The sequence below is a fragment of the Agromyces cavernae genome (assembly GCF_021044935.1).
Lineage (GTDB): Bacteria > Actinomycetota > Actinomycetes > Actinomycetales > Microbacteriaceae > Agromyces > Agromyces cavernae.
Window position 1 is genome coordinate 301,531 of sequence record NZ_JAJNMP010000003.1, and the last position, 24,408, is coordinate 325,938.

At 69.4% G+C, this 24,408-nt stretch carries 28 protein-coding genes; 11 read left to right on the plus strand and 17 right to left on the minus strand.

Annotated elements, in window-relative coordinates:
* Window positions 1–16 precede the first annotated feature (16 nt).
* The 11 genes from LQ757_RS12755 to LQ757_RS12805 all read right to left on the minus strand — a co-directional run bounded on the left by LQ757_RS12755 (window position 17) and on the right by LQ757_RS12805 (window position 12,608).
* Window positions 17–814, minus strand: a complete 798-nt coding sequence (locus LQ757_RS12755) for an alpha/beta fold hydrolase (RefSeq protein WP_231047627.1) — start codon at window positions 812–814, stop codon at window positions 17–19.
* 69 nt (window positions 815–883) lie between these two features.
* On the minus strand, window positions 884–2,248 hold the full coding sequence (locus LQ757_RS12760) for a class I SAM-dependent methyltransferase (RefSeq protein ID WP_231047628.1): 1,365 nt from the start codon (window positions 2,246–2,248) through the stop codon (window positions 884–886).
* Window positions 2,245–3,624, minus strand: coding sequence for an FAD-binding oxidoreductase (locus tag LQ757_RS12765; RefSeq protein WP_231047629.1), 1,380 nt, complete (start codon window positions 3,622–3,624; stop codon window positions 2,245–2,247). Before LQ757_RS12765 ends, LQ757_RS12760 begins: the two co-directional genes overlap by 4 nt.
* 58 nt (window positions 3,625–3,682) lie before the next feature.
* Window positions 3,683–3,886 carry a hypothetical protein gene (locus LQ757_RS12770; RefSeq protein WP_231047630.1) on the minus strand — a complete coding sequence of 68 codons (204 nt, stop codon included), beginning with the start codon at window positions 3,884–3,886 and terminating at the stop codon, window positions 3,683–3,685.
* A gap of 82 nt (window positions 3,887–3,968) precedes the next feature.
* Window positions 3,969–4,463 carry a bifunctional nuclease family protein gene (locus tag LQ757_RS12775; RefSeq protein ID WP_231047631.1) on the minus strand — a complete coding sequence of 165 codons (495 nt, stop codon included), beginning with the start codon at window positions 4,461–4,463 and terminating at the stop codon, window positions 3,969–3,971.
* 103 nt (window positions 4,464–4,566) lie between these two features.
* On the minus strand, window positions 4,567–4,992 hold the full coding sequence (locus LQ757_RS12780) for a DUF779 domain-containing protein (protein ID WP_231047632.1): 426 nt from the start codon (window positions 4,990–4,992) through the stop codon (window positions 4,567–4,569).
* 12 nt (window positions 4,993–5,004) lie between these two features.
* The gene (exaC, locus tag LQ757_RS12785) at window positions 5,005–6,528 is read right to left on the minus strand and encodes an acetaldehyde dehydrogenase ExaC (RefSeq protein WP_231047633.1); all 1,524 of its coding nucleotides are present in this window, start codon (window positions 6,526–6,528) and stop codon (window positions 5,005–5,007) included.
* Window positions 6,529–6,728: 200 nt separating this feature from the next.
* Window positions 6,729–8,036 (minus strand): GAF domain-containing protein, encoded by a 1,308-nt coding sequence (locus LQ757_RS12790; protein ID WP_231047634.1) that lies wholly within the window; start codon window positions 8,034–8,036, stop codon window positions 6,729–6,731.
* 146 nt (window positions 8,037–8,182) lie between these two features.
* Window positions 8,183–10,543: a M14 family zinc carboxypeptidase gene (locus LQ757_RS12795; RefSeq protein ID WP_231047635.1), complete on the minus strand. Its 2,361-nt coding sequence runs from the start codon at window positions 10,541–10,543 to the stop codon at window positions 8,183–8,185.
* A 550-nt stretch (window positions 10,544–11,093) separates the two neighbouring features.
* Complete coding sequence (locus LQ757_RS12800; protein ID WP_231047636.1) at window positions 11,094–11,996, minus strand: lytic transglycosylase domain-containing protein; 903 nt, start codon at window positions 11,994–11,996, stop codon at window positions 11,094–11,096.
* Window positions 11,997–12,143: 147 nt separating this feature from the next.
* Window positions 12,144–12,608 (minus strand): Lrp/AsnC family transcriptional regulator, encoded by a 465-nt coding sequence (locus LQ757_RS12805; protein WP_231047637.1) that lies wholly within the window; start codon window positions 12,606–12,608, stop codon window positions 12,144–12,146.
* A gap of 79 nt (window positions 12,609–12,687) precedes the next feature.
* On the opposite strand from LQ757_RS12805, the gene LQ757_RS12810 reads away from it, so the two are divergent.
* The gene (locus LQ757_RS12810; protein ID WP_304504435.1) at window positions 12,688–13,413 is read left to right on the plus strand and encodes an AzlC family ABC transporter permease; all 726 of its coding nucleotides are present in this window, start codon (window positions 12,688–12,690) and stop codon (window positions 13,411–13,413) included.
* Entirely contained in the window at window positions 13,413–13,736 is a 324-nt protein-coding gene (locus LQ757_RS12815; protein WP_231047638.1) for a branched-chain amino acid transporter permease, read from the plus strand. Before LQ757_RS12810 ends, LQ757_RS12815 begins: the two co-directional genes overlap by 1 nt.
* 75 nt (window positions 13,737–13,811) lie before the next feature.
* Here the strand turns inward: LQ757_RS12815 and LQ757_RS12820 are convergent, their stop codons facing one another.
* Window positions 13,812–14,111 (minus strand): hypothetical protein, encoded by a 300-nt coding sequence (locus LQ757_RS12820; RefSeq protein WP_231047639.1) that lies wholly within the window; start codon window positions 14,109–14,111, stop codon window positions 13,812–13,814.
* Between the two features lie 30 nt (window positions 14,112–14,141).
* Window positions 14,142–14,423, minus strand: a complete 282-nt coding sequence (locus LQ757_RS12825) for a hypothetical protein (RefSeq protein ID WP_231047640.1) — start codon at window positions 14,421–14,423, stop codon at window positions 14,142–14,144.
* Window positions 14,424–14,542: 119 nt separating this feature from the next.
* Between LQ757_RS12825 and LQ757_RS12830 the strand changes: the two genes are divergently transcribed.
* Both LQ757_RS12830 and LQ757_RS12835 read left to right on the plus strand, forming a co-directional pair.
* A complete protein-coding gene (locus LQ757_RS12830) occupies window positions 14,543–15,223 on the plus strand; it encodes a YdeI/OmpD-associated family protein (RefSeq protein WP_231047641.1) in 681 nt (226 codons plus the stop codon).
* Between the two features lie 347 nt (window positions 15,224–15,570).
* Window positions 15,571–16,560, plus strand: a complete 990-nt coding sequence (locus LQ757_RS12835; protein ID WP_231047642.1) for a cell wall-binding repeat-containing protein — start codon at window positions 15,571–15,573, stop codon at window positions 16,558–16,560.
* A 4-nt stretch (window positions 16,561–16,564) separates the two neighbouring features.
* On the opposite strand, the gene LQ757_RS12840 is transcribed toward LQ757_RS12835, so the two are convergent.
* From LQ757_RS12840 to LQ757_RS12855, 4 genes are read right to left on the minus strand one after another with little or no spacing between them, the layout of a single operon-like run.
* Window positions 16,565–17,308, minus strand: coding sequence for a formylglycine-generating enzyme family protein (locus LQ757_RS12840; protein ID WP_231047643.1), 744 nt, complete (start codon window positions 17,306–17,308; stop codon window positions 16,565–16,567).
* A gap of 39 nt (window positions 17,309–17,347) precedes the next feature.
* A complete protein-coding gene (locus LQ757_RS12845; protein WP_231047644.1) occupies window positions 17,348–18,199 on the minus strand; it encodes a DUF6999 family protein in 852 nt (283 codons plus the stop codon).
* Window position 18,200: 1 nt separating this feature from the next.
* On the minus strand, window positions 18,201–18,944 hold the full coding sequence (locus tag LQ757_RS12850; RefSeq protein ID WP_231047645.1) for an iron-containing redox enzyme family protein: 744 nt from the start codon (window positions 18,942–18,944) through the stop codon (window positions 18,201–18,203).
* Window positions 18,941–20,083, minus strand: a complete 1,143-nt coding sequence (locus LQ757_RS12855; protein WP_231047646.1) for a 3-oxoacyl-[acyl-carrier-protein] synthase III C-terminal domain-containing protein — start codon at window positions 20,081–20,083, stop codon at window positions 18,941–18,943. Before LQ757_RS12855 ends, LQ757_RS12850 begins: the two co-directional genes overlap by 4 nt.
* Before the next feature lie 83 nt (window positions 20,084–20,166).
* On the opposite strand from LQ757_RS12855, the gene LQ757_RS12860 reads away from it, so the two are divergent.
* From LQ757_RS12860 to LQ757_RS12890, 7 genes are all read left to right on the plus strand, one after another.
* Entirely contained in the window at window positions 20,167–20,778 is a 612-nt protein-coding gene (locus LQ757_RS12860) for a TetR/AcrR family transcriptional regulator (RefSeq protein WP_231047647.1), read from the plus strand.
* On the plus strand, window positions 20,771–21,502 hold the full coding sequence (locus tag LQ757_RS12865) for an ABC transporter ATP-binding protein (RefSeq protein ID WP_231047648.1): 732 nt from the start codon (window positions 20,771–20,773) through the stop codon (window positions 21,500–21,502). The genes LQ757_RS12860 and LQ757_RS12865 overlap by 8 nt, the downstream gene beginning before the upstream one ends.
* Window positions 21,499–22,260 (plus strand): ABC transporter permease, encoded by a 762-nt coding sequence (locus LQ757_RS12870; RefSeq protein ID WP_231047649.1) that lies wholly within the window; start codon window positions 21,499–21,501, stop codon window positions 22,258–22,260. Before LQ757_RS12865 ends, LQ757_RS12870 begins: the two co-directional genes overlap by 4 nt.
* An 82-nt stretch (window positions 22,261–22,342) precedes the next feature.
* Window positions 22,343–22,708, plus strand: coding sequence for a CHY zinc finger protein (locus LQ757_RS12875; RefSeq protein ID WP_231047650.1), 366 nt, complete (start codon window positions 22,343–22,345; stop codon window positions 22,706–22,708).
* A gap of 77 nt (window positions 22,709–22,785) precedes the next feature.
* A complete protein-coding gene (locus LQ757_RS12880) occupies window positions 22,786–23,694 on the plus strand; it encodes an alpha/beta fold hydrolase (protein ID WP_231047651.1) in 909 nt (302 codons plus the stop codon).
* Window positions 23,695–23,724: 30 nt separating this feature from the next.
* Complete coding sequence (locus LQ757_RS12885; RefSeq protein ID WP_231047652.1) at window positions 23,725–23,937, plus strand: hypothetical protein; 213 nt, start codon at window positions 23,725–23,727, stop codon at window positions 23,935–23,937.
* Window positions 23,934–24,404: a MarR family winged helix-turn-helix transcriptional regulator gene (locus tag LQ757_RS12890; protein ID WP_231047653.1), complete on the plus strand. Its 471-nt coding sequence runs from the start codon at window positions 23,934–23,936 to the stop codon at window positions 24,402–24,404. Before LQ757_RS12885 ends, LQ757_RS12890 begins: the two co-directional genes overlap by 4 nt.
* Window positions 24,405–24,408: the final 4 nt, after the last annotated feature.

Genomic DNA, 24,408 nt, shown 5'->3' on the forward strand with positions numbered 1-24,408 from the left:
GCGGATCAGCGGGACATCAGCCCGCCGCGAAGAACTCCACCGCCGCCTGCCGGAACACCCGCGAGCCGGGCGCATTGAAATGGTGCCGGCCGGGCAGCTCGACGAACCTACCGTGGGGAGTGGCATCCGCCAGCACTTTCGAACGCTCGAGGATGGCATCATCGCTACCGGTCGCGAACAGGATCGTCTGCGCGGGCGGGTTCGCCGGATCGGGGTCGGCGTCACCCAGCCGCATGCCCTCGGCGAGCGCGATGAGCGCGAGCAGGTCGTTTCCGTCGACCCGTTCGGCGAGTGTCACGTAGTTGTGGGTGACCTGGTCTTCGACCGGCGTGCCGTGCTCGGCGTACGCGCGTGCCTGTTCGATCTGCAGGCGGGCGAGCGGTCGCCCGTCGGGGATGCCGCCCAGCACCGCTCGCTCGACGTGCTCGGGCGCCTGCACCGCGAGCTGCCAGCCGACGCGCGCGCCGAGCGAGTAGCCGGCGTAGAGCACGCGGTCGAGCAGGTAGGTGTCGAGCACCGTGATCAGGTCGGCGACGAGCGCGTCCATGCCGTACTCGGCCGCATCGTACGGTTTGTCGCTCGCGCCGTGGCCGAGCTGGTCGACGCCGAGCACGCGATACCCGGCACGCGTGAGGTCGCGCACCCAGCCCGTGTTCACCCAGTTGTCGCGACAGCTCGACGCGAACCCGTGCACGCACAGCACCGTCGGCGCGTCGTCGTCACCCCACGAGTAGGTCGCGATGCGGCGGCCCTCGGCCGACATCACGAACTTCGGCTTCGGCATCTCGGTGAGAGCGGGAATCGCGGCATCCATGTCGCCATTCTTCCGGGCGAGCGGATGTCCCGGCCAGCGCCGCACTCGGATGCCGTCGGTCGGGCAGCTTCAGGGAGTCCACCACGGCCGCAGCGGCCGGTCGCCGACGCCGCCGCGGTCGCCGGGCCTGACCGCGAGCACCTGGTGCAACTGGATGCCGCCGCCCTCGAAGGCGAGCCGCGAGCCGGCCATGTACAGGCCCCACACCTTCGCGGTCGGGAGTCCGACCTCGGCGACCGCCTCCTCCCAGTGATCGACGAGGTTGGTGCACCAGTCCCGCAGCGTCATGGCGTAGTGGGGGCGCAGGTTCTCCTCGTGCAGAACTTCGAGTCCGGCATCCTGCGCCTCGGTGACGATGCGGCCCGAGCCGGTGAGCTCCCCGTCGGGAAACACGTAGCGGTCGATGAACCCGCGGGTCGACGGGCGGGATCGGTTGTCGGGGCGGGTGATGCAGTGGTTGAGCAGCAGCCCGCCGGGGCGAAGCCTCGACTGCAGGAAGCGGAAGTACGACGGATAGTTGCGCACCCCGATGTGCTCGAGCAGCCCGATCGACGAGACCGCGTCGAATCCCTCCTCGCGGATGTCGCGATAGTCGCCGTGACGGACCTCGGCCAGATCGGTCAGCCCCTCTTCGGCGATGGCCTGCTGCGCCCACGAGGTCTGCTCTCGCGACAGCGTCACACCGGTCGCGCGCACCCCGCGTCGGGCGGCGTAGCGCACCATACCGCCCCAGCCGCATCCGACGTCGAGCAGCCGGTCGCCCGGCTTCAGCCGGAGTTTCTCGAACACGAGCCGGTACTTGTTCTCCTGCGCCTCGTCGAGCGATGCGTCGATGCTCGGGTAGCAGGCGCAGGTGTACGTCATCGACGGCCCGAGCACCCACTCGTAGAACGTGTTCGAGACGTCGTAGTGGTGGTGGATCGCCTCGGCGTCACGGGCCTTGCTGTGCCGCAGGCCCTCGGCGACGCGTCGCCAGCGGGCCGGCACCTCCTGCGGCGGCGGCGCGATCGGCCGCAGGTGTTCGACCCCGATCGACCGAACGACCTTCGCCATCGCGCGCGGTGGCGGCATCCGGAACACCAGTTCGTCGGCCAGTGCCTTGAGCAATTCGTACGGGTCGCCCGGGTGCACCCCGTGGATCTCGAGGTCGCCTGCGATGTAGGCGCGCGCGAGGCCGAGGTCGCCGCGGCCGGTCGCGAGATAGGTCGTGCCCCGCGGCGTCTTCAGCTCCAGCCCGAGCGCTGCGTCGGGGGGACCCGCCGAGCTGCCGTCGTACGCGGTGAACCGCAGCGGCAGCCGGCCGCCCGCGAAGAGCCCCAGGATCTCGGCGAGGGTGAGCCTTCCCCCGGCGTCCGTCGTTTCCGGGGCATCCGTCGTCTCCGGCGTTGCCGGGACATCCGTCTCCTTCGGCGCCCGTCCCTTGATCGAGGTCATCGTCGTTGCACCGCCTTCGCGTAGAGGTCGAGGAGTCGTGAATCGGGGTCGTACCGCTCCTTCGCGGCTCGATAGGTTTCGCCGCCGTAGCGTTCGTCGAATTCCTTCCGCGAGTAGAACGCATCGGAGTACAGCGACTTGTGCCCGTCGAACTCGCTCACCTTGCGCTCGATCAGCCGGTTGGTCTCGCCCTCGGTCGCCCCGACCGGCACGGTCGCCCAGAATCCGACGTTGACGTAGGTGCGATTCGGCTGGAGCGGGTACAGCGGCCAGCGGTCGTCGTCACGCAGGCGGAGCGGGCACAGCCAGATCGGCTCGATCGGCACGTGGCCCAGGAACCAGTCGAGGAACTCCGCGCACCGCTCGATCGGCACCTCGACGTCTTGGATCACGCGTTCGCGCGGCGGACGGCCCTTGAGCTTCTCGAGGCGATCGCCGATGTCGAATCGCCGTTCGAATCGCATGAGCTTCGAGTAGGTGCTGCTGCGCCGGTATCGTCGCGGCCAGAACCGACGAACGAGCGGATGCTGCGCGCCGAACGCTCCCGAACACCAGAACCAGTCCGTGTCCCACCGCCACAGGTAGTCGTGGATGGTGAGGCGGTCGCGCTTCTCGCGGTCATCGTGCTGGATGGAGCGGTAGAAGATGCGCTGGCCGGTGTAGTCGCTGACCGGGCCCGGCGCGGCCGTCCGGGTGCCCACGCACAGGTAGCTCTCATCGGCGCTGAACACCACGCCGTCGAGGTAGTCGACGGCCACCCCGTCGAAGCGGCCTGTTTCGATGATGCGATCCATCGCGGTGACGAGGTCGATGAGCGCATGGAACCGCACGTGCGTGAGGGCGACGAACGGCTCGACCGGCTCCAGTTCGATGCGCAGGCGCACCGCGTAGCCGAGCGTGCCATACGAATTGGGGAATGCCCGGAACAGGTCGGCGTGCTCGCCGGGCGATGCGATGACGACTTCCCCGGCGCCGGTGAAGATGTCCATCTCGAGCACCGACTCGTGCGGCAGCCCGTTGCGGAACGAGGTCGACTCGATGCCGAGGCCGGTCACGGCGCCGCCGAGGGTGATCGTCTTCAGCTGCGGGACGACGAGCGGCGCGAGCCCATGGGGCAGCGTCGCGGCGACGAGGTCCTCGTAGGTGCACATGCCGGCCACGTCGGCCGTGCGCGCCTCGGGGTCGACCGCGATGACGTGCGTCAGCCCCGACGTGTCGAGGCCCGGGGCGCCTGTCATCGCGCGAGTTCGGAACAGGTTCGACGTGTGCTTGGCAAGCCGAACCGGGGCTGTCGCGGGAATTGCGCGAAAGCTCTCGAGCAGGCGCTCCACGCCGACGGCGTGAGCGGCCCGTGCGTCGCCTCGAGTGACGGACACGCCTCCACGCTATCCCTCAGCCGAGGCGACCACACCCACCCGACACCCGCGCGGTGGCTCAATGCTTCTTGTGCGCGCCATCCTTCTGATGCCAGGCGTCGGGCTTGTGCGCCCGGGCCGCCTCGTGCGCCTCTTGCACCGCATCGGACGCGGCGCTCATGTCGTGGTCGTGCTCCTTCGCGTGCCTCTCGGCGCGCTTCTCCTTGAGCGTCCTGGTGGCCGGTTTCTTGACGTGATGGTCGTGCGGCGACTTGTCAGGCATGATCTCTCTCCAACTACCCACTGTACGCGCCATGCCGCCGGTTCGAACGGTTTCAGCAGGCCATCAGGCGGGAGCGGGAGGCTCAGCCCTGGAAGTCCTCGGGGTCGACGTCGTCGAGGAAGTGCTTGAACTCGTCGACCTTCTCCTCGTCGTCGCGCAGGTCGGCCATCTCCGCGGGGATGCCCGCGTCGTCGAGCACCTCGTCGGCGACGAAGATCGGCGCCTCGGCGCGCACTGCCAGGGCGACGGCGTCGGACGGGCGGGCGTCGAGCACCTGAGGGCCGGTGGGCGTGGTGAGGGTGAGTTCGGCGTAGAAGGTGCCGTCGTCGATGCGGGTCACCTCGACCCGGTCGACCTTGGCGCCGACCGCGCCGAACAGCGTGGTGATGAGGTCGTGCGACAGCGGTCGCGGAGCGTGCTCGCCCTCGACCGCGATCAGGATCGACGTGGCTTCCTGGCCGCCGATCCAGATCGGCAGCACGCGCCCGGCGCCCTCGTCCTGGCCGATGGGCTTCAGCAGCACGATGTGCTGCCCGGCAGGGTCGAGCGCGATCCCGAGCACGCGGACTTCGATCATGACGCCTCCCGTCGAGCGATGGGCGATCGGGCGTGACACTGCCATGGTACGGCCGGCAGTCCGTCGCCGCTTCGGAGTGACGGACTGCCGGCCGAATCACGCGTCATCCCGGCATCAGGCGGGACCGGATGAGGAACCGTACTCCTTCGGGGGCTTCGAGCGAGAATCCGCTGCCGCGGCCGGGCACGACATCGACGGTCAGGTGGGTGTGGCGCCAGTACCCGAACTGCTCCGCAGACATCCAGAACGGGACGATGGCTTCTGCTCCCCCCGCGGCCGGCACCGGCCCGAGGTCGAGTTCGCCGAGCAGCACGTCGGCGTCGCTCGTCACGAACTCGTCGGCGGGATAGCACATCGGGGAGCTTCCGTCGCAGCATCCGCCCGACTGATGGAACATGAGCGGCCCGTGCTGCGTCCACAGGCGGCGGAGCAGGCCGGCCGCCGCGGGCGTGAGTTCAACCCGCGGCGACGCCTCCCCCGCGATCGTGATCGACCCGACCACGCGGCCGGCGATCGTCTCGAGGGACATCTGCTGCTCCGATCAGAAGAACCCGAGCGGGTTCTCGCCGTAGCTGACGAGCAGGTTCTTCGTCTGCTGGTAGTGGTCGAGCGCGAGCTTGTTGTTCTCGCGGCCGATGCCCGACGACTTGTAGCCGCCGAACGCCGCACCGGCGGGGTACGCGTGGTAGTTGTTCACCCACACGCGACCGGCCTGGATGTCACGACCGGCGCGATACGCCTCGTTGCCGTTGCGGCTCCACACCCCGGCGCCGAGCCCGTAGAGGGTGTCGTTCGCGATCGAGATGGCGTCGTCGTAGTCGGTGAAGCTGGTGACCGCGACGACGGGCCCGAAGATCTCCTCCTGGAACAGGCGCATGCGGTTCTGCCCCTCGAAGATCGTGGGCGCGACGTAGTAGCCCTCGCTGAGGTCGCCGCCGAGGTCGACGCGTTCGCCGCCGAGCAGCAGCTTCGCGCCCTCCTGCTTGCCGATGTCGATGTAGCTCAGGATCTTCTCGAGCTGGTCGTTCGACGCCTGCGCGCCGACCTGCGTCTCGGTGTCGAGCGGGTTTCCCTGCTTGGCGAGCTTCGTGCGCTCGATGGCGTCGTCGAGGAACGTGTCGTAGATCGACTTCTGGATGAGCGAGCGGCTCGGGCAGGTGCACACCTCGCCCTGGTTGAACGCGAACAGGCTGAAGCCCTCGAGCGCCTTGTCGTAGAACGAGTCGCGCCGGTCGGCGACCGACTCGAACACGATGTTCGGGCTCTTGCCGCCGAGCTCGACGGTCGAGGGGATGATGTTGTTCGACGCGTACTGCAGGATGAGCCGGCCGGTCGTGGTCTCGCCGGTGAACGCGATCTTGCGGATGCGGTTCGACGACGCGAGCGGCTTGCCGGCCTCGACACCGAAGCCGTTCACGACGTTGAGCACGCCCGCGGGCAGCAGGTCGCCGATGAGCTCGACGAGCACGAGGATCGAGGTCGGCGTCTGCTCGGCCGGCTTCAGCACGACGGCGTTGCCGGCGGCGAGCGCAGGCGCGAGCTTCCACACGGCCATGAGCAGCGGGAAGTTCCACGGGATGATCTGGCCGACGACGCCGAGCGGCTCCTGGAAGTGGTACGCGACGGTGTCCTCGTCGAGTTGGGTGAAGCTGCCCTCCTGCGCGCGGATGAGGCTCGCGAAGTAGCGGAAGTGGTCGCTCGCGAGCGGAAGGTCGGCGTTGAGCGGCTCGCGGATCGACTTGCCGTTGTCCCACGTCTCGGCGACGGCGAGCAGTTCGCGGTTCTGGTCGATGCGGTCGGCGATGGCGTTCAGAATGCCGGCGCGGTGCGCCGCGCTCGTGCGCCCCCACGCGGGAGCCGCCTTGTGGGCCGCGTCAAGTGCCGCGTCGATGTCGGCGGCGGTGCCGCGGGCGACCTCGGTGAACGGCTTGCCGTTCACGGGCGAGATGTTCTCGAAGTAGGCGCCGCCCGCCGGCCTCACCCACTCACCGCCGATGAAGTGCTCGTAGCGGGGCTTGAAGTCGATCAGTGCGCCGGGGCTTCCGGGCGCTGCGTACACGGTCATCGTGACTCCTCGGGACGTCGTCGTCTGGTTGCCCCCGCACCGTCGCAGGCGCGTGGTGCGGGGGTGCTCATCACGGTACGAGCCAGGGGGTTGCCGCTCGGTTGCGCAAGGGTTGCAGTCGCGTTGCAGTCGTTGTCGTCGTGTTGGGATGACGGATGCCGCAGCTCGCGCCGACCGTCGGACTCAGCGCAGGGACGGACTCAACGCAGCGCGGACTCGATGCGCGCGAGGTGCGCGACCACCGACGCACGGCGACGCGATCGCGGCGGCAGCAGCTCGAGGCACGCACGCCAGAGTTCGGCGTCGTAGCGGTGCTCGTCGCGCTCGGCGAATTCGAGCAGGAGTTCTGGCGGAGCATCCGACAGCATCGACTCGCGAACCCGGCCGGCGAGCTCCTCGCGGATCTCGACGATGCCGGGCGCGGTCGACGACGGCAACAGGGCGCCCGGGTAGCGCTCGAGCGCACGGCGCAGCGATCCCTGGCCGAGCAGGCGGGCGACGGATGTCGCGTCGAGGTCGACCTCGCGACCGAGGCGGTACGGGCGCGACTCGAGCGGCGGCTCGCCCGCGGCCTCGAGCACGCGGCGCAGCCGCACGAGTTCCGCGCGGAGCGTGACGGGTGACGCCTCGCCTTCGTAGAGCAGCGCCGCCAGTCGTTCGGCGCCGAGGCCACGCGAGTGCCACGCTAGCAGCGTGAGGATCTCGGCGTGCCGAGGACTCAGCTCATGCGTGCCGAGGCGCGGGCGCCGTTCGCCGAGCACGGTGAGCGTGGCGGGGGCGGGGCCCGCCGCGGATGTCGAGGGAGCGGCGCGCATGCGCGACCGGCGGATGGTGGCGCGCACGGTCGTCTCGAGGTTCGCGATGCGCAGTTCGGCCTCGACGGCGGCGACGGTCGCGGCGACGAGCGACATCGTGTGCGGCGCGACGGCGTGGTCGGTTCCCGTGATGTCGATGACGCCCAGGAGCGCGCCCGTCGCCGGGTCGTGCACGGGCGCCGCCGTACAGCTCCACGGGTGCACGATGCGGTTGTAGTGCTCGGCTCCCCGGATCTGCACGGCGCGGTCGAGTTCGAGCGCGGTGCCGGGGGCGCTCGTGCCGATGCTCGCCTCCGACCAGTCGGCACCCGCGACGAAGAGCATGTCCTCGGCTCGGCGACGCAGCCCGGCGTCGCCCTCGACCCACAGCAGGCGCCCGTTCACGTCGCCGACGGCGACGACGAGGCCCGATTCCTCGGCCCCGTCGACGAGCAGGCGGCGGATCACGGGCATGACGGGTGCGAGGGCGTGCGCCGCACGGTACTCGCGGAACTCGTCCTCGTCGAGGTCGAGACGCGGCAGGGCATGGTCGGGATCGATGGCGCCGCGGAGGGCCCGTTCCCACGACTCCCGCACGACGGGGCGCAGCGTCGGCGGCACGGTGCCGGTGGCGATCGCCGACTCCTGGGCGCGCAGCAGCCGCTCGCGCAGGTCGTGCAGGTCGAGTTCCTGCCCATGCTGCGGCACGGCCATGCCGACTCCGATCGCCATCAATCCGGGTGCAACCAGCATAACTGCGGCGCACGGACGTCGCCCGGCCGCCGTGCTCGCCCCGCAGACGCACCGCGGCCGCGGCGCCCCGTGGGGTTGCCGCGGCCGCAGCCGTCACCGACGTCGGATCAGCCTTGCGCCGTCACCGTCGTCGAGTTGTGGTTCTTCCCGTTCCCATCGGGACGGTAGTTCTTCTCGACGTTGCCCGCCGAGTCGACCGAGAACCAGTTGATCTTCGTGCCCGCCGGAACGGTGATCACCTCGGCGCCCTCCCGGAGACCGGCCGTGCCGTACAGCGTGGACTCGTAGGTCGGCTTCGAGCCGTCGAGGGTGTAGAACACCGCCGCCGACTCGGAGACGTCGAACATGACGTCCACCATGCCGGCCTCGGCGCTCGCGGACGCCTTCACCGAGCTCGTCGGGCGCTGCTTGTCCTTGTCGTAGTCGTACGCCACCCGCATGAGCTCGATGAGCCCGTTGGCGAACTCCTGCGACTCGGCGTGCGCGGATGCCCCGTTCGGGTCCTCGTTCTCGAACGGAGGCTGGAACTGCGTTCCGACCTCGAAGTTCCACGCGTAGATCCCGTGCTTGTACCAGAGCATGTCACCCGAGTTGCCGGCGGCGGAGTACAGCACATCTGAGATCGGGCCCGTGCGTGCCGGTGTCACCGACATGCCGCGGTAGCGCTTGATCTCCGTGAGGATCCGCGACGAGGCACCCCAGAAGTAGGACTCCTCCTCGAGCGTAGGGCGCGGCGTCGAGATGCGACCCGGCGTGATGTACGCGCCCGGCGACCACATGAAGTAGTTGCCCGAACTGTGCAGGTTCATCGCGAACTTGATGTTGGGGTTCGCCCCGGCGATCCAGTCGATGTTCGCGCTCTCGGGCTCGCTGAGCTCGGCCGGGCCCGCGTACGTGCCGCTCGTGCACGACGAGGACGCGCCGTTGTACCCGTCGAACAGGCTGTACGTGTCGTAGTTGCGGTTGTTGTCGACACCCCAGCTCGTCCGTGCGAGGAAGTCGGCGCTGCTGGTGCGCTCGCAGTGGTTGGTCATGTTCTTGCGCTGCGACGCGAAGTCGTAGAACGAGAAGTGACCGCCGTCGGGGTTGACCGAGGGGACGATCCAGATGTCCAGGTTGTTGACCAGTTGCTTGGTCTTCGCGTCCTGGGCGTAGTTGCGCAGCAGGCGCTCCGCGGACTCGACCGCGACGAGCGGCGGCACCCACTCACGCGCGTGCTCCTGGGCGTAGGCCAGCACGCCGGGCTTCGAGCCGTCACGCGTCTTGCCGATGCGGATCGCGTAGACCGGGTGCGGGTCGCGCGAGACCGTGTCGGGCGCCGAGAGACCGTCGCTGAGCGCGGCCGACGTCGGCGCGACGACTCCCGCTCCAGCGTTGCCGCGATACGTGTACGCGACGATCAATGCGGATGCCGCGGGCGAGGCGTTGAGCGCGGCGACCACCTGTGCCGCGGTGCTCGTGACTGCACCGCTGCTGTTCGTCGCCAGCGACACCGTGATGCTCGAGCCGTCGACGGCGACCGACAGCGGGGCGTCCGCGACTCCCGGGGACGTCAGCGCGACGCTGACGTCGTTGCCGCCTTCGTGACCCCATGCAAGCGAGTCGATCGCGACGCGGTTCGCGTTGCTGCTGCCGAGCACGGCCTGCGCGTGGCGCCGGTATCCGTTGGTCTGGTTCGGCAGTTCGACGATCTCCGATATCCCGGGGAACTCGGCGGCGAGCGCCTTGACCCGGTCGTAGAGCTCGGTGGGTGTGAGGTACGACGTGATGAAGTCGGTCTGGTAGTTCGGACCCCACGTCGCGTCGCCCTCGATCGGCAGCCAGTCGTTCACCTTGGCGGTGGCGACGTCACCGGTCGGGCTCGTGATCTGGATCGTGTCGGGCCGGGTCTCGACGACCGCCGCACCCCGGTGGTACAGGTACACGCTCGCGTCGACGAAGCGGCTGATGTTCTGGCTGCCGCCACTGCCCATCGGCGTGCCCGCTCCGCTGTCGCGCTGCACCGTCAGCTGGGCGGCGTTGGTCTGGCCGTCGGCCCATTTCGCCTCGACCGAGAGGTAGCCGACGCCGAACTGGGTGTAGTAGTCGGCTCGGATGATCTTGACGTCTGCGGCGTCGGCCGCGGCTGCGGCCGCGAACTCCTCGTTCTCCTCGACGGCAGCCGCGATGGTCGCATCGCGCTCGGCGAGCACGGCCTCGGTGTCGCCCTCGTCGTGGAGGGTGTCGCCGACCGCGAACCCGCGCGCCCGCAGGGCGTCGGCCTCGCCATCACTGATCACCGCATGGGCCGTGATGGTGCCGTCGGCGTTCAGGTGCGCGGCGTGGTCGAGATCCACTCCGGTGTCGACGAGTTCGTCGAGCTCGGTGTTGTCCGCGAGGGTCACCTCGACGACGCTGACCTCTTCGTCGGCGTTCCGTGTGAGCTCGGGGAGCGGCTCGGATCCGGCGGCCGGTCCGATCGGTGTCATCGAGGTGAGAACGAGCCCCAGGAGAGCAGCGAAAGCCGCCGACCCTCCAATGACTCTTCTTCGTTTCATCGTGTACATCGGGCATTACCTCCTCGTTGCGGTGGCGATGTCGTGCAGTCGAGCCGGAGTCATACGGATGGAGTCATGCAGAGTGGTCACTCCGACGGGGCACCGACTCGCTCCGGGTGGAGTCGGGTCGGTGCTTGCGTTCTGTCTATCGGACGGCAACTTGAAGCGTCAATACTGGCGAGCTCGCCATTCGTCCCTGTGCACTGTGCGAAGTTGTGCCAATCGTTCGGCGTAAGCTGCGCTGTCGAAGGCGAAACGGGCGGCGATGAAGCGGATGTGACCCTCCGGATTGGAAGCGCTCCCAGTCGATGCAGAACCCCCGAGTCCATCGGCCGGCGCGGACGCTCAGAGCGCATGCCGGCGTTCGCATAGGTGAGGTGCCGGGCCCTGGGATGTAAGCGTTTTCCCGCACTGCGCACGATCAGAACAGGCTGTGCGGCCTGAGGCGGGGGTTGCGACAGCGAGACGTGGGCCGTGCGTACTACCCGGCCGCCGCCGCGTACTCGATCGCGACCGACGCGACCTTGTCGACGTAGTCGTTGTCGTGGTTGTACGAGAAGATCGCCGCTCGCCAGCCCTCAGGGCTGGTCATCGATCCCGACGCGCACAGGTACCGCGCGGCTGCCTGGGCAGCGTCATCGATCTGGTTCGGGTCGGCGGCACCGTCGTCGTTCCCGTCGCTCCCCCACTTGTCCCAGGTCGAGGGGATGAACTGCATCGGCCCGACGGCTCGGTCCCATGTGGTGTCACCGTCGAGGACCCCGCCGTCGGTGTCTTCGATCGTGGCAACGCCGTCGCCGTCGAGCGCCCGGCCGATGATGTCGGGCTTCGGATACCCGTCGTCACCGAGCACGGAGTCGGCGTGGTTGCCGTGGTCGGACTCGATCGAGCCGATCGCGGCGATCGTGGTCCAGTCGACGCCGCACTCGGGTTGGTCCTCGGCGATCGCGACGTGCGCGAGCGCATACGCCGACAGGGCGCGCTCCGGAATCCCGGTGGCTGCGGACATGCGCGACGTCCACTCGGGGTCGACCTGGGGCATCGGCACGACCGTCGACTCGGACACCTCAGCCGACTCGGTCGGCGCCGTGGTGAGATCGTCGGCCGGCTGGGTCGGTTCGGCCTGCTCGAACGACTCGACCACGGGTGGAAGCGCCACCCTCGGTCCATCTGCGACGGGTGACCCGAACCCGCCGGGCCGGGCTGCGAGACCCGCGTAGTTCACCGCGACGACCACGCCGACGATCAGTGCGACCACGCCGAGCACGAGGCCCGTGTACCCGGCCGTGCGACGTACGAACTGCCAGCCGGCGGCCCGTCCCTTCGCCCGCGCTCGACGACCCTCGCCGTACTCGTCGGCGGAGAAATCATCATCCCAGGACATCGATGAACCGCTCCGTTCGGGCATTGGTGCGAAGGTCGCCCGCCCAGATCGGCCTGGCCCCACAGAGGTGCGCGCGGCCGACCCGCCCCTACAGACTACCCGCCACCTCGCGAACCGCCTACCCATCGACGACGAGCGCGAGGCACCTCAGTCTCTTCCGCGACGAACCGTCGACCGCAGCGACTTCAGTGTCTTCATCGGAAAGCGCGAGGCGACCTTCAGGATGCCCGGGATGGTGAGCACCCGCTCGGTGAGGAAGGCTTCGTACTCGGCGCGGTCGGCCACGGCGATGCGGACGATGTAGTCGGGCGAGCCGAACATGCGATGGAGCTCGATCACTTCCTGGCGATCCGCCATCGCCGACTCGAAGCGGCCGACACTGCCGCTGTCGAAGCTCGTGAGGTCGACGTCGAGGAATACCTCGAATCCCTGACCTACCGCATCGGGGTCGAGTTCGGCGCGGTACCCGACGACGACCCGGTCGGCCTCGAGCCGCTGCACCCGACGCAGGCACGGCCCCGGGGTGAGATTCACCCGGTCGGCGAGTGCGACATTCGAAATGCGGCCGTCGACACGCAACACCTCGATGATTGCTCGATCCGTAGCATCCATGCTTGATCATTGCACACGCCCTTGCTAGTCAAGCAAGAAATGCAATCGGATGCCCCGGCCGAAGTGAAATCGTGGATGCATGATCCTCTCCACACCGACGCGGCGCAGCGAGATCGCCGCCGGCTTGCGCGCGTCCCTCGCTGCCGGCCTCGGCATGTTCCCCCTCGGTATCGCATTCGGCCTGCTCGTCGTGCAGGCCGGGCTGCCGTGGTGGATGGCCCCCGCGCTCTCGGTCGCAGCATTCGCCGGATCGCTCGAGCTGCTGCTCATCGGCATGCTCACCTCGGGTGCGTCACTCGTCGCGATCGCGGCGACGACCTTCTTCGTGAACTTCCGGCACGTCTTCTACGCCCTTTCGTTCCCGCTCGCGTCGGTGCGGGGCGCTGTCGCACGGGCGTATTCGGTGTACGGCCTGATCGACGAGGCGTACGCTGTGACCGCCGCATCGCCGACCGGATGGACCGGCCCTCGGCTCGTCGCGATGCAGCTCGCGTTCCAGGCCTACTGGGTGGGCGGCGGGCTCGTCGGCGTGGCCGTCGCCGCAGCGCTGCCGCTTCGGATCGAGGGTCTGGAGTTCGCGCTCTGCGCGCTGTTCGTGACGCTCACGCTCGACGCCTGCCGCACCCGCAGACAGGTGCCGTCGGTCCTCCTGGCCGCGGCGAGTTTCTCGGTTGCCGTCGTCGCGACGCCCGACGCTGTGGTCTTCGTCGCCCTCACCGTGTTCGCAGCATCACTGCTCGTGCGCTTCTTCGCCACGAAGCTCATGGCGCGGGTGTCCGGCCGTCGCGCAGAGATGGAGTCCTGATGTCCCAGCCCGCCTACTTCGCCACAGCCCTCGCGATCGTCTTCGTCATCACCGTGGCGCTGCGCGCCGTCCCGTTCGCGGTGCTGCGGCCACTTCGGGAGTCCGAGTTCGTCGGCTCCCTCGCATCATGGATGCCGGCGGGCATCCTGGCGATCCTCACCGCCTCGACCCTGCGCACCTCGCTCGAAGGCGGCGACCGCGTCGCTGAGGCATCCCTCGCCGTCGCTGTCACCGTCGTCACGCACCTCGCGCTCGGCCGGCGGACCCTCCTCAGCGTCGGCCTCGGCACCATGAGCTTCGTCGTCCTCGCCAATATCCCCTGAGCCTGGACGCACAAGGCGCCGCCCGGGGACGAGCCCCGGACGGCGCCTCACCCCGACCATGCGAACGGGAAGGGTCTACGTGTTCCTCAGTGAGTCACTCCCGGGGCCCCCGACCTCGATCCACTCCGTGCCGTCACCTGGGCGAACCCGCGCGAGCCCGGCCAGTCCGAGCCCGCTGAGCACGCCCAGCACGCGGTCGACCACCTCGTCCCGCGCTGCCGCGGGGTCGATGTCGACATCGAAGTGCGCGCCGAACGCTCCGGAGCCGGCACCGCTGACCTCGCCCAGGCCGGCAAGTGCCTCGTTCAACTCGTCCTCGACGTCGTCCCGGTCTATCGGTAGCGCGCGGTCGAAGCGGATCTCCATGAAGTCCATGACTCCATCCTCACCCGAGCGGGTCGCCGCTCAGGTGCCGTCGTCGGTCGCGTCCTCCTCGGCGAGTTCGGCGAGCACGTCGGCCGCATCGCGATTGCCACCGGCCGCGAGTCGTCGCAGCTCCTCGAGGTCACCGGCTTCCGACGCGAGCTGCACGAGCTCGTCCATCGCATCCGTGCTGCCGCTCTCGGCGAGCTGACGCAGTTCGTTCGCGTCTCCCCGCTCGCCGGCCAACTCCACGAGTTGCGCGACCGCGTCCTGATCGCCGCGGGCGGCTCGTTCTCGCAGGTTCGCGAGCTCTGCATCCGACATGACGCCCCCTCTTGTCGATTCGACGGAGTCAATGTAATCCTCGGGGGCCACGGCCGCATCAGGCTCGTCGAACTCCGGCAGCGCCGCGCTCGGTCGGTGGCCGCTGGCAGACTCATGGCATGACCACGAGCATCGGCACTCCGGGCGGCACACCCGAACGGCCGGCCATCTTCTTCTCCGGGCCCGACGAGTTCCGCGCGTGGCTCGAGGCCAACCACGCCACCGAGACCGAGCTGTGGATGGGCCTGTTCAAGAAGCACGTGCCCGACGGCGGGCTGACGTGGGAACAGGCGGTGCCCGAGGCGCTGTGCTTCGGATGGATCGACTCGGTGTCGCAGCGCATCGACGACGACGCGCGCCGCCAGCGCTGGACGCCGCGCAAACCGTCGAGCATCTGGTCGAGCGTCAACATCGCCCTCGTCGAGAAGCTCACCGCCGAGGGCCGCATGCGGCCCGCGGGGGTCGCCGCCTTCGAACGACGACGTGAAGACCGATCGGGCGTGTACTCGCACGAGAATCCGAACAGCGAGTTGCCGCCCGAAGCGGCGGCACGCCTGTCATCGGATGCCGCTGCCTCCGCATTCTGGAACGCAGCGACCGCGACCTACCGACGCCAGGTCACCCACTGGGTGCTCTCCGCGAAGCAGGAGGCCACGCGCGAACGACGCCTCGCGCAGCTCATCGAAGACAGCGCGGCGGGGCGACTGGTGTCGTTCCAGCGCTACGGCGAGACACCGAAGTGGGTCGAGCGGGCGGCCGCCGCGGCGCGCGCCGCGGAATCCGATTCGGAGCCCGTCTGACGCGGCGTGATTCGCGATCGCGGCGTGATTCGCGATCCGAGATGACCTGCCCCGGTACGTGGGGTCAACGAGTCTGCCGGCGTCTTCGTCGACACCCCGGACCCTCACGACCCAGGCTGCGGCACCAGCATAGAACCGATGCTCGCGCCCAATCCGTGAGTTTGCTCAGAACTTCTTCGGCCGTGCGGCATCCTGAAAACAAGTAGGCTCCTGACTCGGTGCGGTCACGCGCCCGGAACCGATGCGGCAGAACCCGCATCCTGTGAGATTGGATGCGCGTGCAACGACGCCGACGCCCCGGCCGCTTGGTCGCGACCGCCCTCGCCTTCGCCCTGGGAGCCGCGACCATGAGCGTCGCTCCGGCGACCGACGCTGAGGCGGGGACCGTCTACTGCAATCCGCAGCCCCGAATGGTGCAGGACAAAGTCGAGCGGATCGCCGGGGCGGACCGCTATGCCACGGCCGTTGCCATCTCGAGGGCGGGATTCGCGCCGAGGGTGTGCAATATCTACATCGCGTCGGGCGTCGGTTACGCTGACGCGCTCGCGGCTGCCGCGGAGGCCTCAGGCCACTCCGGCCAAGACCCGGTACTCCTCGTCAGGCCGAACTCGATTCCAGCCGAAGTGGTGGCCGAGATCAAGCGCCTCCGCCCCTCTCACGTCACCGTCATGGGTGGCACCGGTGCCGTTTCCGACGCCGTGTTCAATCAGCTGTCTGCCTTGACCGAGAACGGCGACGGGCGTATCGCGGGAAGCGATCGCTATGCGACGGCAGCCGAGCTTTATCATGGCAGCGCCCCTGTCGACACCGTGTACGTCGCCTCTGGACAGAGATTCCCCGACGCGCTCGCCGGAGCACCGTACGCCGGACGGAACCGATGGCCGCTCCTCCTGGTACCGAGTACGAACGCGATACCCGAGAGCGTGCGGGTGCGCCTGCGCGACCTCAGGCCACGACAGATCGTGATCCTCGGCGGCACCGGCGCGGTCTCCGCAGCGGTCGCCTCGGGGCTGAAAGCGTACGCGGGATCGGTCGTGCGCCTCGCCGGCACCGACCGCTTCGCCACGTCGGTCGAGGTCTCGAAGAAGATGGCCCCGCCCGGCAGTTACACCGTCTACATCGCTTCGGGCCGCGACTACCCTGATGCGCTGGCGATCGCCCCCGTCGCGTCACTGTCGTGGGCACCCGTGCTCCTCGTCGAACGCGACTCGATCCCCGCGGTCATCGGTGCAGAACTCCGGCGACTCCAGCCGCGGCACATCGTGGTCCTCGGCGGCACTGGTGCGGTCTCGTCCGACGTCGAACGTCAGCTCCAGGAGTACCTCGTCGCTCCCTGAGCGCTCAGCGCCGTGGCGTCCACCCGAACGGTAGCGCGCCATCGAGCGCGGCGCGTTCCCGATCGGCTTGCGCCGACCAGCCCTGCGCGGCATCCGTACCATCGAAGCCGCCACGCGCGACCCGGAAGCCGACGTCCTCGTGGTGCATGCGCGGCGCACCCCCACGCCGGGTCGACGCCCGCACGCTCCACGCGTCGTCGGCGAACCCGCCGCCGCGGAAGACGCGGTACTGGTCGTATCGTGCGGGGTCCAGCAGATCCCAGCACCACTCCCAGACATTGCCGAGCGTGTCGAACAGCCCGTTGAGGTTCGGCAGCTTGGCGCCCACGGCCTGCGGCGTCGTGACGCCGTCGGCGCTCGTCCAGGCGACCTCGGCGAGCAGGCCGTAGTGCGGACCGGCGGAGCCGGCGCGGCAAGCGAACTCCCATTCGGCCTCGGTGGGCAGCCGGTAGCCGTCAGCGTCGACGTGCCACGTGACATCCTCACCGTCGAACGTGTACGCCGCGTCGAGCCCCTCCCACTCGGAGGCGGCGTTGCAGAAGCGAATTGCGCGCAGCCAGCTGACGTCGGTCGCCGGCCGACGCGGATGCGACGCCGTCTCGCCGAGCAGCTCGGCGAGTTGCTCTTGGGTCACCGGGTACACCCCGAGCTCGAACGGCTCGAGCTCGACACTCCATCGCACCTTGTTGCGCGCGTCATGCAAGGTGACGGCGCCGGCCTCGATGCGAGCCATCTCGATATCCGTCACCGATGCAGTCTCGCACGCCCCGTCGGGCGCAGGGCAGTGTCAGTCGAACTCGACGCTCGTGTGGCGCGGATAAGCTCCGTGGGCGAGCTTCACGAGGCGGGCGTGCGCGTATTCGCACACGAGCGCGTGCCGGTAGACCATGCGTGGCACGTCGACATTGGAGTCCATCCAGAGGCTCATGCCCGCGAGTTTCCAGTGGCGGAACGTGTCGTCGTCGGTGACGAGGGCGAGGATCTCGAGGAACGAGTCGTCGAATCGGATGGAGTGCACCGCACGTCGGTACTCCTCGACCGTGAGCGCCATCGAGAACGGGATGTTCATGAAGCAGAGGGCGGTCTGGATGTCGAGGCGCAGCAGCCGGCGACGCTGCCGTTCGGCATCGAGCAGCGGGATGTCGAGCTGCGTGAAGTCGAGCGTGTCGGGTCGCGTGAGTTGGACCGCGTCGAGGGCGATGAGCACGTCGTAGACGTTGACGTCGTGTTCGACGACGGCCTGGTCGCCGAGCCCGGAAAGCGCCTCGGGCCGCAGCGTGACCGGCTCCATCGAGACGGGCGTGTTGCGGATGATGAAGTTGACGAGGTTCGTCTCGACGACGAAGTGCCGGATGAGCAGCTCGACGGCGTCGGGCGACACGAACCGCCGCAGGAACCAGACGCACAGCACGTCCATCGTGTGGAGCGGCATCCACCGGAACGGCAGCACGCGCTTGACGATCGAGATGAGCGCGACCAAGATGCGGGACACCACGCGCGCGATCGGGTAGAGCCAGCGCCGCGAGAGACGGCGCTGGTCGTCGATGATCAGGCGCACCAGCGCACGATCGAGCGGCACGGAGGGATCGGCATACACCGCCTCCCACATGCTGGGGTCGGAGCGCACGAACTCCGCCATGTCAGCGATCCAGTTCTTCGAGTTGCAGCGCGTACAGCCGCGCGACGACCTGCGCGCAGCGGACGATCTCATCGGCGGCCGCGTCGTCGATGATCCCCGAGGTCAGGATCGCCTCGAGGTCACCGGTGTGCTCGCTGTCGGCCTCCTGGTGGTACTGCATGAAGTGCACCTGGTTGTCGGCCAGCCCGAGGACCTCCTGGAACCTCGCGGCCCACCCCGCCGCGCGCTTCGCGCCGAGTCCCTCGATGATGAACATCGCACCGAGCAGTCCGACCGGGTTGGGCCGATCGGCATAGGTGAACATGTACCCCGAGAGCGCTTCGGAACCGACGTTCTTGCGGCCGCCGCGCAGTTCGTCGAGGGAGCCGCCGATCGCGACGTAGTCGCGCTCGATCATGAGGTAGTCGCGGTGCTCTTCCTCGGCGTGGCGGATCGCCGCCGACCGCAGCTCGAAATGGTCGATGTCGAAGTTGGATGCCGCGCGGGAGATCCACGGCGACCCGTCGACGACCTGCTGGCGAAGGTTGAACAGCAGCCGCTGGTAGTCGTCGATGGTCACGGTGCCGTCGGCGAGCCGACGCAGCACCGGCACATGCTCGAGGCGCTCCTCGAGCTCGATCCATACCTCGGCGAGCCGGTCGGCGAGGGTGCGGGCGCCCGTGTCCGCGCCTGCGAGCGGCGCGTCGGCGGCGGATGTCGCAGCGATGGTCGTGGCGGTCGTCGTGTCGGTCGTCGTGTCGGTCATGTCGGGGCTCCTTGCTGATTCGGTGGGGCGACCACGGTGAGGTGGGCGAAGGCGAACGAGAAACGTCCGGACTCGGGCACCGCCAGCAGGACCGTCTCGCCCGGGGCGAATCTGCCGGTGCGCCAGGCCTCTTCGAGGGCGATGAAGATGCTCGCCGACCCGGTGTTGCCGCGCGTCTCGAGGTTCGAGAACCAGCGTTCGGTGTCGAGCGTCGGGATCCGGCGGCGCAGCCCGTCGAACGCGAGGTCGCGGAATGCGTTGGTGCTGTAGTGGCACACGACGTGGTCGAGGTGTCTGACGTCGACGAGTCCGATGTCGACGAGTTCTTCGAACTGCCGGAGCCCGGCCTCGGCGAGCTCGTCGAGCATGCTCACGTCCTGCCGCAGCACGAACATGCCGGCCGCCTCGGCGTCGGCGATGCCGACGTCCTGCCAGGTGGCGCCCGCGCTCGGCTCGGCACCCGCCATGCCCGAACGCATGCAGACGTCATGCTCGTGTGCGAGGGAGACATGGCGCACCCAGTCGAGTCGAAGCGATGGCCTGCTCGGGTGCGGCTGGAACTCGAGGACGACGGCACCGGCACCGTCGGACAGCATCCAACGGAGGAAGTGGGAGTCCATGCCCGCGCGGATACCGTCGAATCGAAGCTGCCGCAGGCTGCGGCTCGCCAGCTCGGAACCCACGACCGCGGCCCGCGGATGGTCGCCGAGCCTGATCTTGGCCGCGGCCGCATCGAGCGCAGCAAGGCTGGATGCGCACACGCCCGAGGCCGACAGCAGTTGCATCGGTCCGCCGCCGAGGCGACCGTGCACCATCGACGCGAAGCCGGGCACGAGCGCGTCGCCCATCGTGGTCGCGCACGCCAGCATTCGCAGGTCGGCCGCGTCGATCCCCCGATCGTCGAGCGCCGCACGCAGAGCCTTGACGGCGAGCTCCTCGTTGAGCTCGGTCGGCTCGCCGTGCTCGTCGAGCGCGTAGTGCCGCTGCCGGATGCCGTTCATTTCGAGGATGCGGCGCCGGATGCGCTCGGTCACCGCGTCGTCGCCGCCGAGCCGCGCCGCGATGCCGTCATTCTCGACCGGATCTCCGGGCAGGTACCGGCCGAAGCCCGTGAGGTATGCGGTCGCCGTCGTGCCCATGAGGTGACACTAGGGCACGTGGCCTCCCCGGCTGACATGACCAGGGGCTTGCCGCCCCGAATGTTAGTGACTAACATTCTGGCATGGCCACGGATGCCCCGACCAAGCGTGAGCGCACGCTCGCCCGTCTCATCGAAACGGGCCTCGAGCTCTTCGAGCGTCAGGGGTACGACGAGACGACCGTCGCGCAGATCGCCCGCACGGCGGGCGTGACCGAGATGACGTTCTTCCGGCACTTCCCCTCGAAGGAATCGCTTCTCCTCGACGACCCTTACGACCCCCTGCTCGTCGCCGCGATCGGGCGGCAGCCGATCGACCTTCCGCCGTTCCTCCGCGCCGTCCGCGGTATCCGGGAGGCGTGGCGCGCGGTGCCCGACCCCGATCAGCCGATGATCCGCCGACGCGTGCGGATCGCCGCGACGACGCCGTCGCTCCGAGGCGCGACGTGGAGGTCGACGGGCAACACGGAGCATGCCATCGTCGGGCGGTTGGTCGCCGACGGGGCGTCCGACCACGACGCGCGCATCGCCGCTTCCGCCGTGCTCGCAGCCCTCGTGGCCGGGCTCTTCGCTTGGGCCGAAGACGAGACGGCCGGGCTCGCAACGTCGATCGAGCGAGCACTCGACGTGGTGGACGTCGAGTGCGTCGTCCACGAGGCGGACGCGGCGGAGCCTGCGGAGGCGCGCGATGCCTGAGTCACGCGTCGAGCTCCGGGGCGTCCGGCGGGAGTTCCGCGGCGGGGCTGGCGTGCACGGTGTCGACCTCGCGATCGCGCCGGGCGAGATCCACGCGTTGGTGGGACTCAACGGCGCAGGCAAGACGACGCTCATGCGCCTCATGCTCGGGATGCTCCGACCGGACGCCGGCGAGGTGCGCATCGATGGCACGAGGATCGATGACCTCGCACCCGCCGCTTGGGCGAGGGTCGGGCAACTCGTCGAGCAGCCGCTCGCCTACGGCGAGCTCGATGTCCGCGACAACCTGCGTCTCGCGGCCCGGCTGCACGGCGCCTCCCGGGCCGAGGCGTCCGCGGTGGCGGATGCCGCGATCGAGGAGCTCGACCTCACGCGCTATGCGCGCGTGCGCGCCCACCGACTCTCGCTCGGCAACCGCCAACGGGTGGGACTCGCGGCAGCGCTGCAGAGCGGCCCGGCCCTGCTCGTCCTCGACGAGCCCACGAATGCACTCGACCCGGCGGGCGTGATCCTCCTCCGCGAGGCCGTCGTTCGCCGAGCTCGGTCGGGTGCCGGCGTGCTCGTCTCGAGCCACCACCTCGACGAGGTCGCCCGCGTTGCCGACCGCATCAGCGTCATCAACGAGGGGCGGCTCATCGGCATCCTCGACCCAGGCACGATCGACCTCGAGCGAGCGTTCTTCGCGCTCGTGCGCGCCGACGACGAAGCACAGAGCGCAGCATGAACGCCATCGGTATCGCAGTGGCCGTGGAGGCGCGCAAGGCCGTCGCGTCGCGTGTGGTCCCATGGACGACGGGGATCCTCGGCGTCGGGCTCGCGGCGCTCACCGGCGCCCTGCTCGCCGCGGCAGCCGTCGGCGACGAGCGAGTGCTCGCCCGGCTCGGTCCACTCGCGGAGGCCGACGGCTGGGCGCTGCTCGTGGGGACCGCGGCGCAGATCCTCGCGGCCGGCGGGTTCGGCGCATGCGGCATCCTGATCGCCTGGCTGTACGGCCGCGAGTTCGCCGACGGCACCGTTGCGGGGCTCTTCGCCCTGCCGGTGCGCCGATCATCGATCGCGCTCGGCAAGCTCGCCGTCTACCTGGCGTGGGCTGCGACCATGGCGGTGGGGCTCACCGTCCTGCTCACGGTGCTCGGCGCGGCGGCCGGATTGCCGGCGACCGATCCCGACGGCGCAACGCAGCTGCTGCGGATCCCGGTGCTGACGATACTCACGGCGTTCCTCGCCGTGCCGGCGGGTTGGGTTGCGAGCCTCGCCCGGAGCGTCCTCGCCGGCATCGCAACCACGATCATCCTTCTGGTGGCCGCCCAGGTCTGCGCCGTGCTCGGGGTCGGCTCATGGATCCCCCTCGTGGCACCCGCGCTCTGGGCGATCGACCCGGGGGCCGTGCCGTGGCCGGCCCTCGCCAGCGTGCTCGTGGTGCCCGCCGTGTTCGGCGGCGCGACCGCGCTCACCTGGGCGCGCATGCAGCTCGACCGCTGAGCGGGCGGGCAATAGCGCTCCGCGCGCGTCGTCGATCGACGTGGGCGGAGGCCGCGGCGGCATCGCTGCGATGATGGATGGCATGAACGAGGCCACGACACCTTCTGCGCCATCGCGCGAGGCGGGCCGGCCGCACGTGCGCGGCCTCGTCGTCGACGACATGACGCGGTGCGTGCACTACCGGACCGAGGTCGACATCGTGGCGATCCGCTTCGCGTGCTGCGGCGAGTACTACCCGTGCCACCTGTGCCACGCTGACACGGCCGACCATCCCGCCGAGCAGTGGCCCGTCGCAGAGCGCGACCGCGAGGCCGTGCTCTGCGGGGCATGCGGCGCCGAGATCACGATCGCGGCGTACCTCGCCACCACGGAGTGCCCCGAGTGCGGCGCGGCGTTCAACGAGCGCTGCCGGCTGCACACGCACCTCTACTTCGAGACCGAGGTCTGAGGGCGTCGAGCGTCGGGTGAGGTCACCCGGCACTTCTGGGGCTGGCCGACCAGGCTCTGCGTTTGGGAGAGTTGACCATGGCCAGCACGCCGCGATCACCGTCGCCGGAAGACCTCCGCGAGTGCCTCGAGGAGACGCCGCGAACCGTCTCGACGACTTCCGGACCGGTCGAGTACGCCGAGCGCGGAGACGGCGATCCGATCCTCGCCGTCCACGGCACCCTCGGCGGGTGGGACCAAGGGCTCGTGGGTGCGGAGTTCCTGCGCGTGAACGGGTTCCGCATCCTCGCTCCGAGCAGGCCCGGGCACCTGGGTACGCCGCTCTCGACGGGACGCACGTTCGCACAGCAGGGCGATGCCCTCGCGGCACTGCTCGACGCGCTCGATATCGACCGCATCCCGGTGATCGCCATTTCCGGCGGCGGACCCGCGGGCTACGAGCTCGCCGCGAGGCACCCCGACCGCGTGAGCAGGCTCGTCCAGGTCGACGGCGTCTGCATCCCCGGCCCTATTCCCGGCGCCGCGGCGAGAATCGCGGCGCGGGACTCCTTCGCCCGGGCGCAGCTCTGGCTCCTCCGCCATGCGACGAGGCCGACCCTCGCCGCCCTGCTCAGCGCCGTCGGCACCGATCCTCGAGCGGTCGCGTCCGATCGTGCGGCAAAGCTCGCGGCGATCCCGGGCCGCACCGCGACGCTCGAGGCGTCGCTGCGCGCCTCGCTCGGCGCTGCTCGACGACGCCCTGGGATGAACAACGACTTCACCGTCTTCACTCCCGCGCCGCTGGATCGCATCACCTGTCCGACGCTGATCGTGCACGCACGGTCGGACAAGATGGCCCCGCCGGCCAGTGCTGAGTACGCCCATGCGCACATCACCGGCTCCGAGCTCTACTGGATGGACGGATCGCACGTCGCGTTCGCGCTCGAAGCCGCCGACACTGCGCCGGCCTACGTCGTGAAGTGGCTGCGGAAACATGTAGTACACTAACTATTCGTGCCCAATCAAATGAATCCCTTCGTGGGGCGCTCCGGGTTCTGGAACCGCGTCAACCGCGTCGTCTACACGTTCACCGGTCCGGCCCAGGTGGGCATCGGGCTCGGAAAGATCGAGGCGCCCTACGTGCCACCTGCCGATCCTGCGTGCCCCATCTGCAACGAGCTCATGGCCGACCACGTGGTGCGGCGCGGCGACGCCAACACGCCCACCCACCTGATCTGCCCACGCCGATGAGCGAGACGACCGAGCGGCCGCTGCCCACGCCCGACGACCTGCTGCAGCTCGACCAGCAGGTGTGCTTCGCGCTCGCCGTCGCATCCCGTAGCGTGATCGCGCTCTACCGCCCCGTGCTCGAACCGCTCGGCCTGACGCACCCGCAGTATCTCGTGATGCTCGCGCTCTGGGAGCAGAGCCCGCGCACGCTCGGCGGGCTCGGTGCCCAGCTGATGCTCGAGTCCGCGACCCTCACCCCCATCGTGAAGCGACTCGAGGCCTCGGGCTTCGTGGTCCGGGCGCGAAGCGCGTCCGACGAACGGGCGCTCGCGATCGAGCTCACCGACGCCGGGCGCGCACTCCGCGCCGAATGCCTCGTCGTGCCGCAACGCATCATCGAACGACTCGGCGTCCCGATCGAAGAACTCGAGCGCACACGCGACGCCCTGCACGTGCTGATCGACGCCGCGCATCCACGCGCGAGCTGAGCCC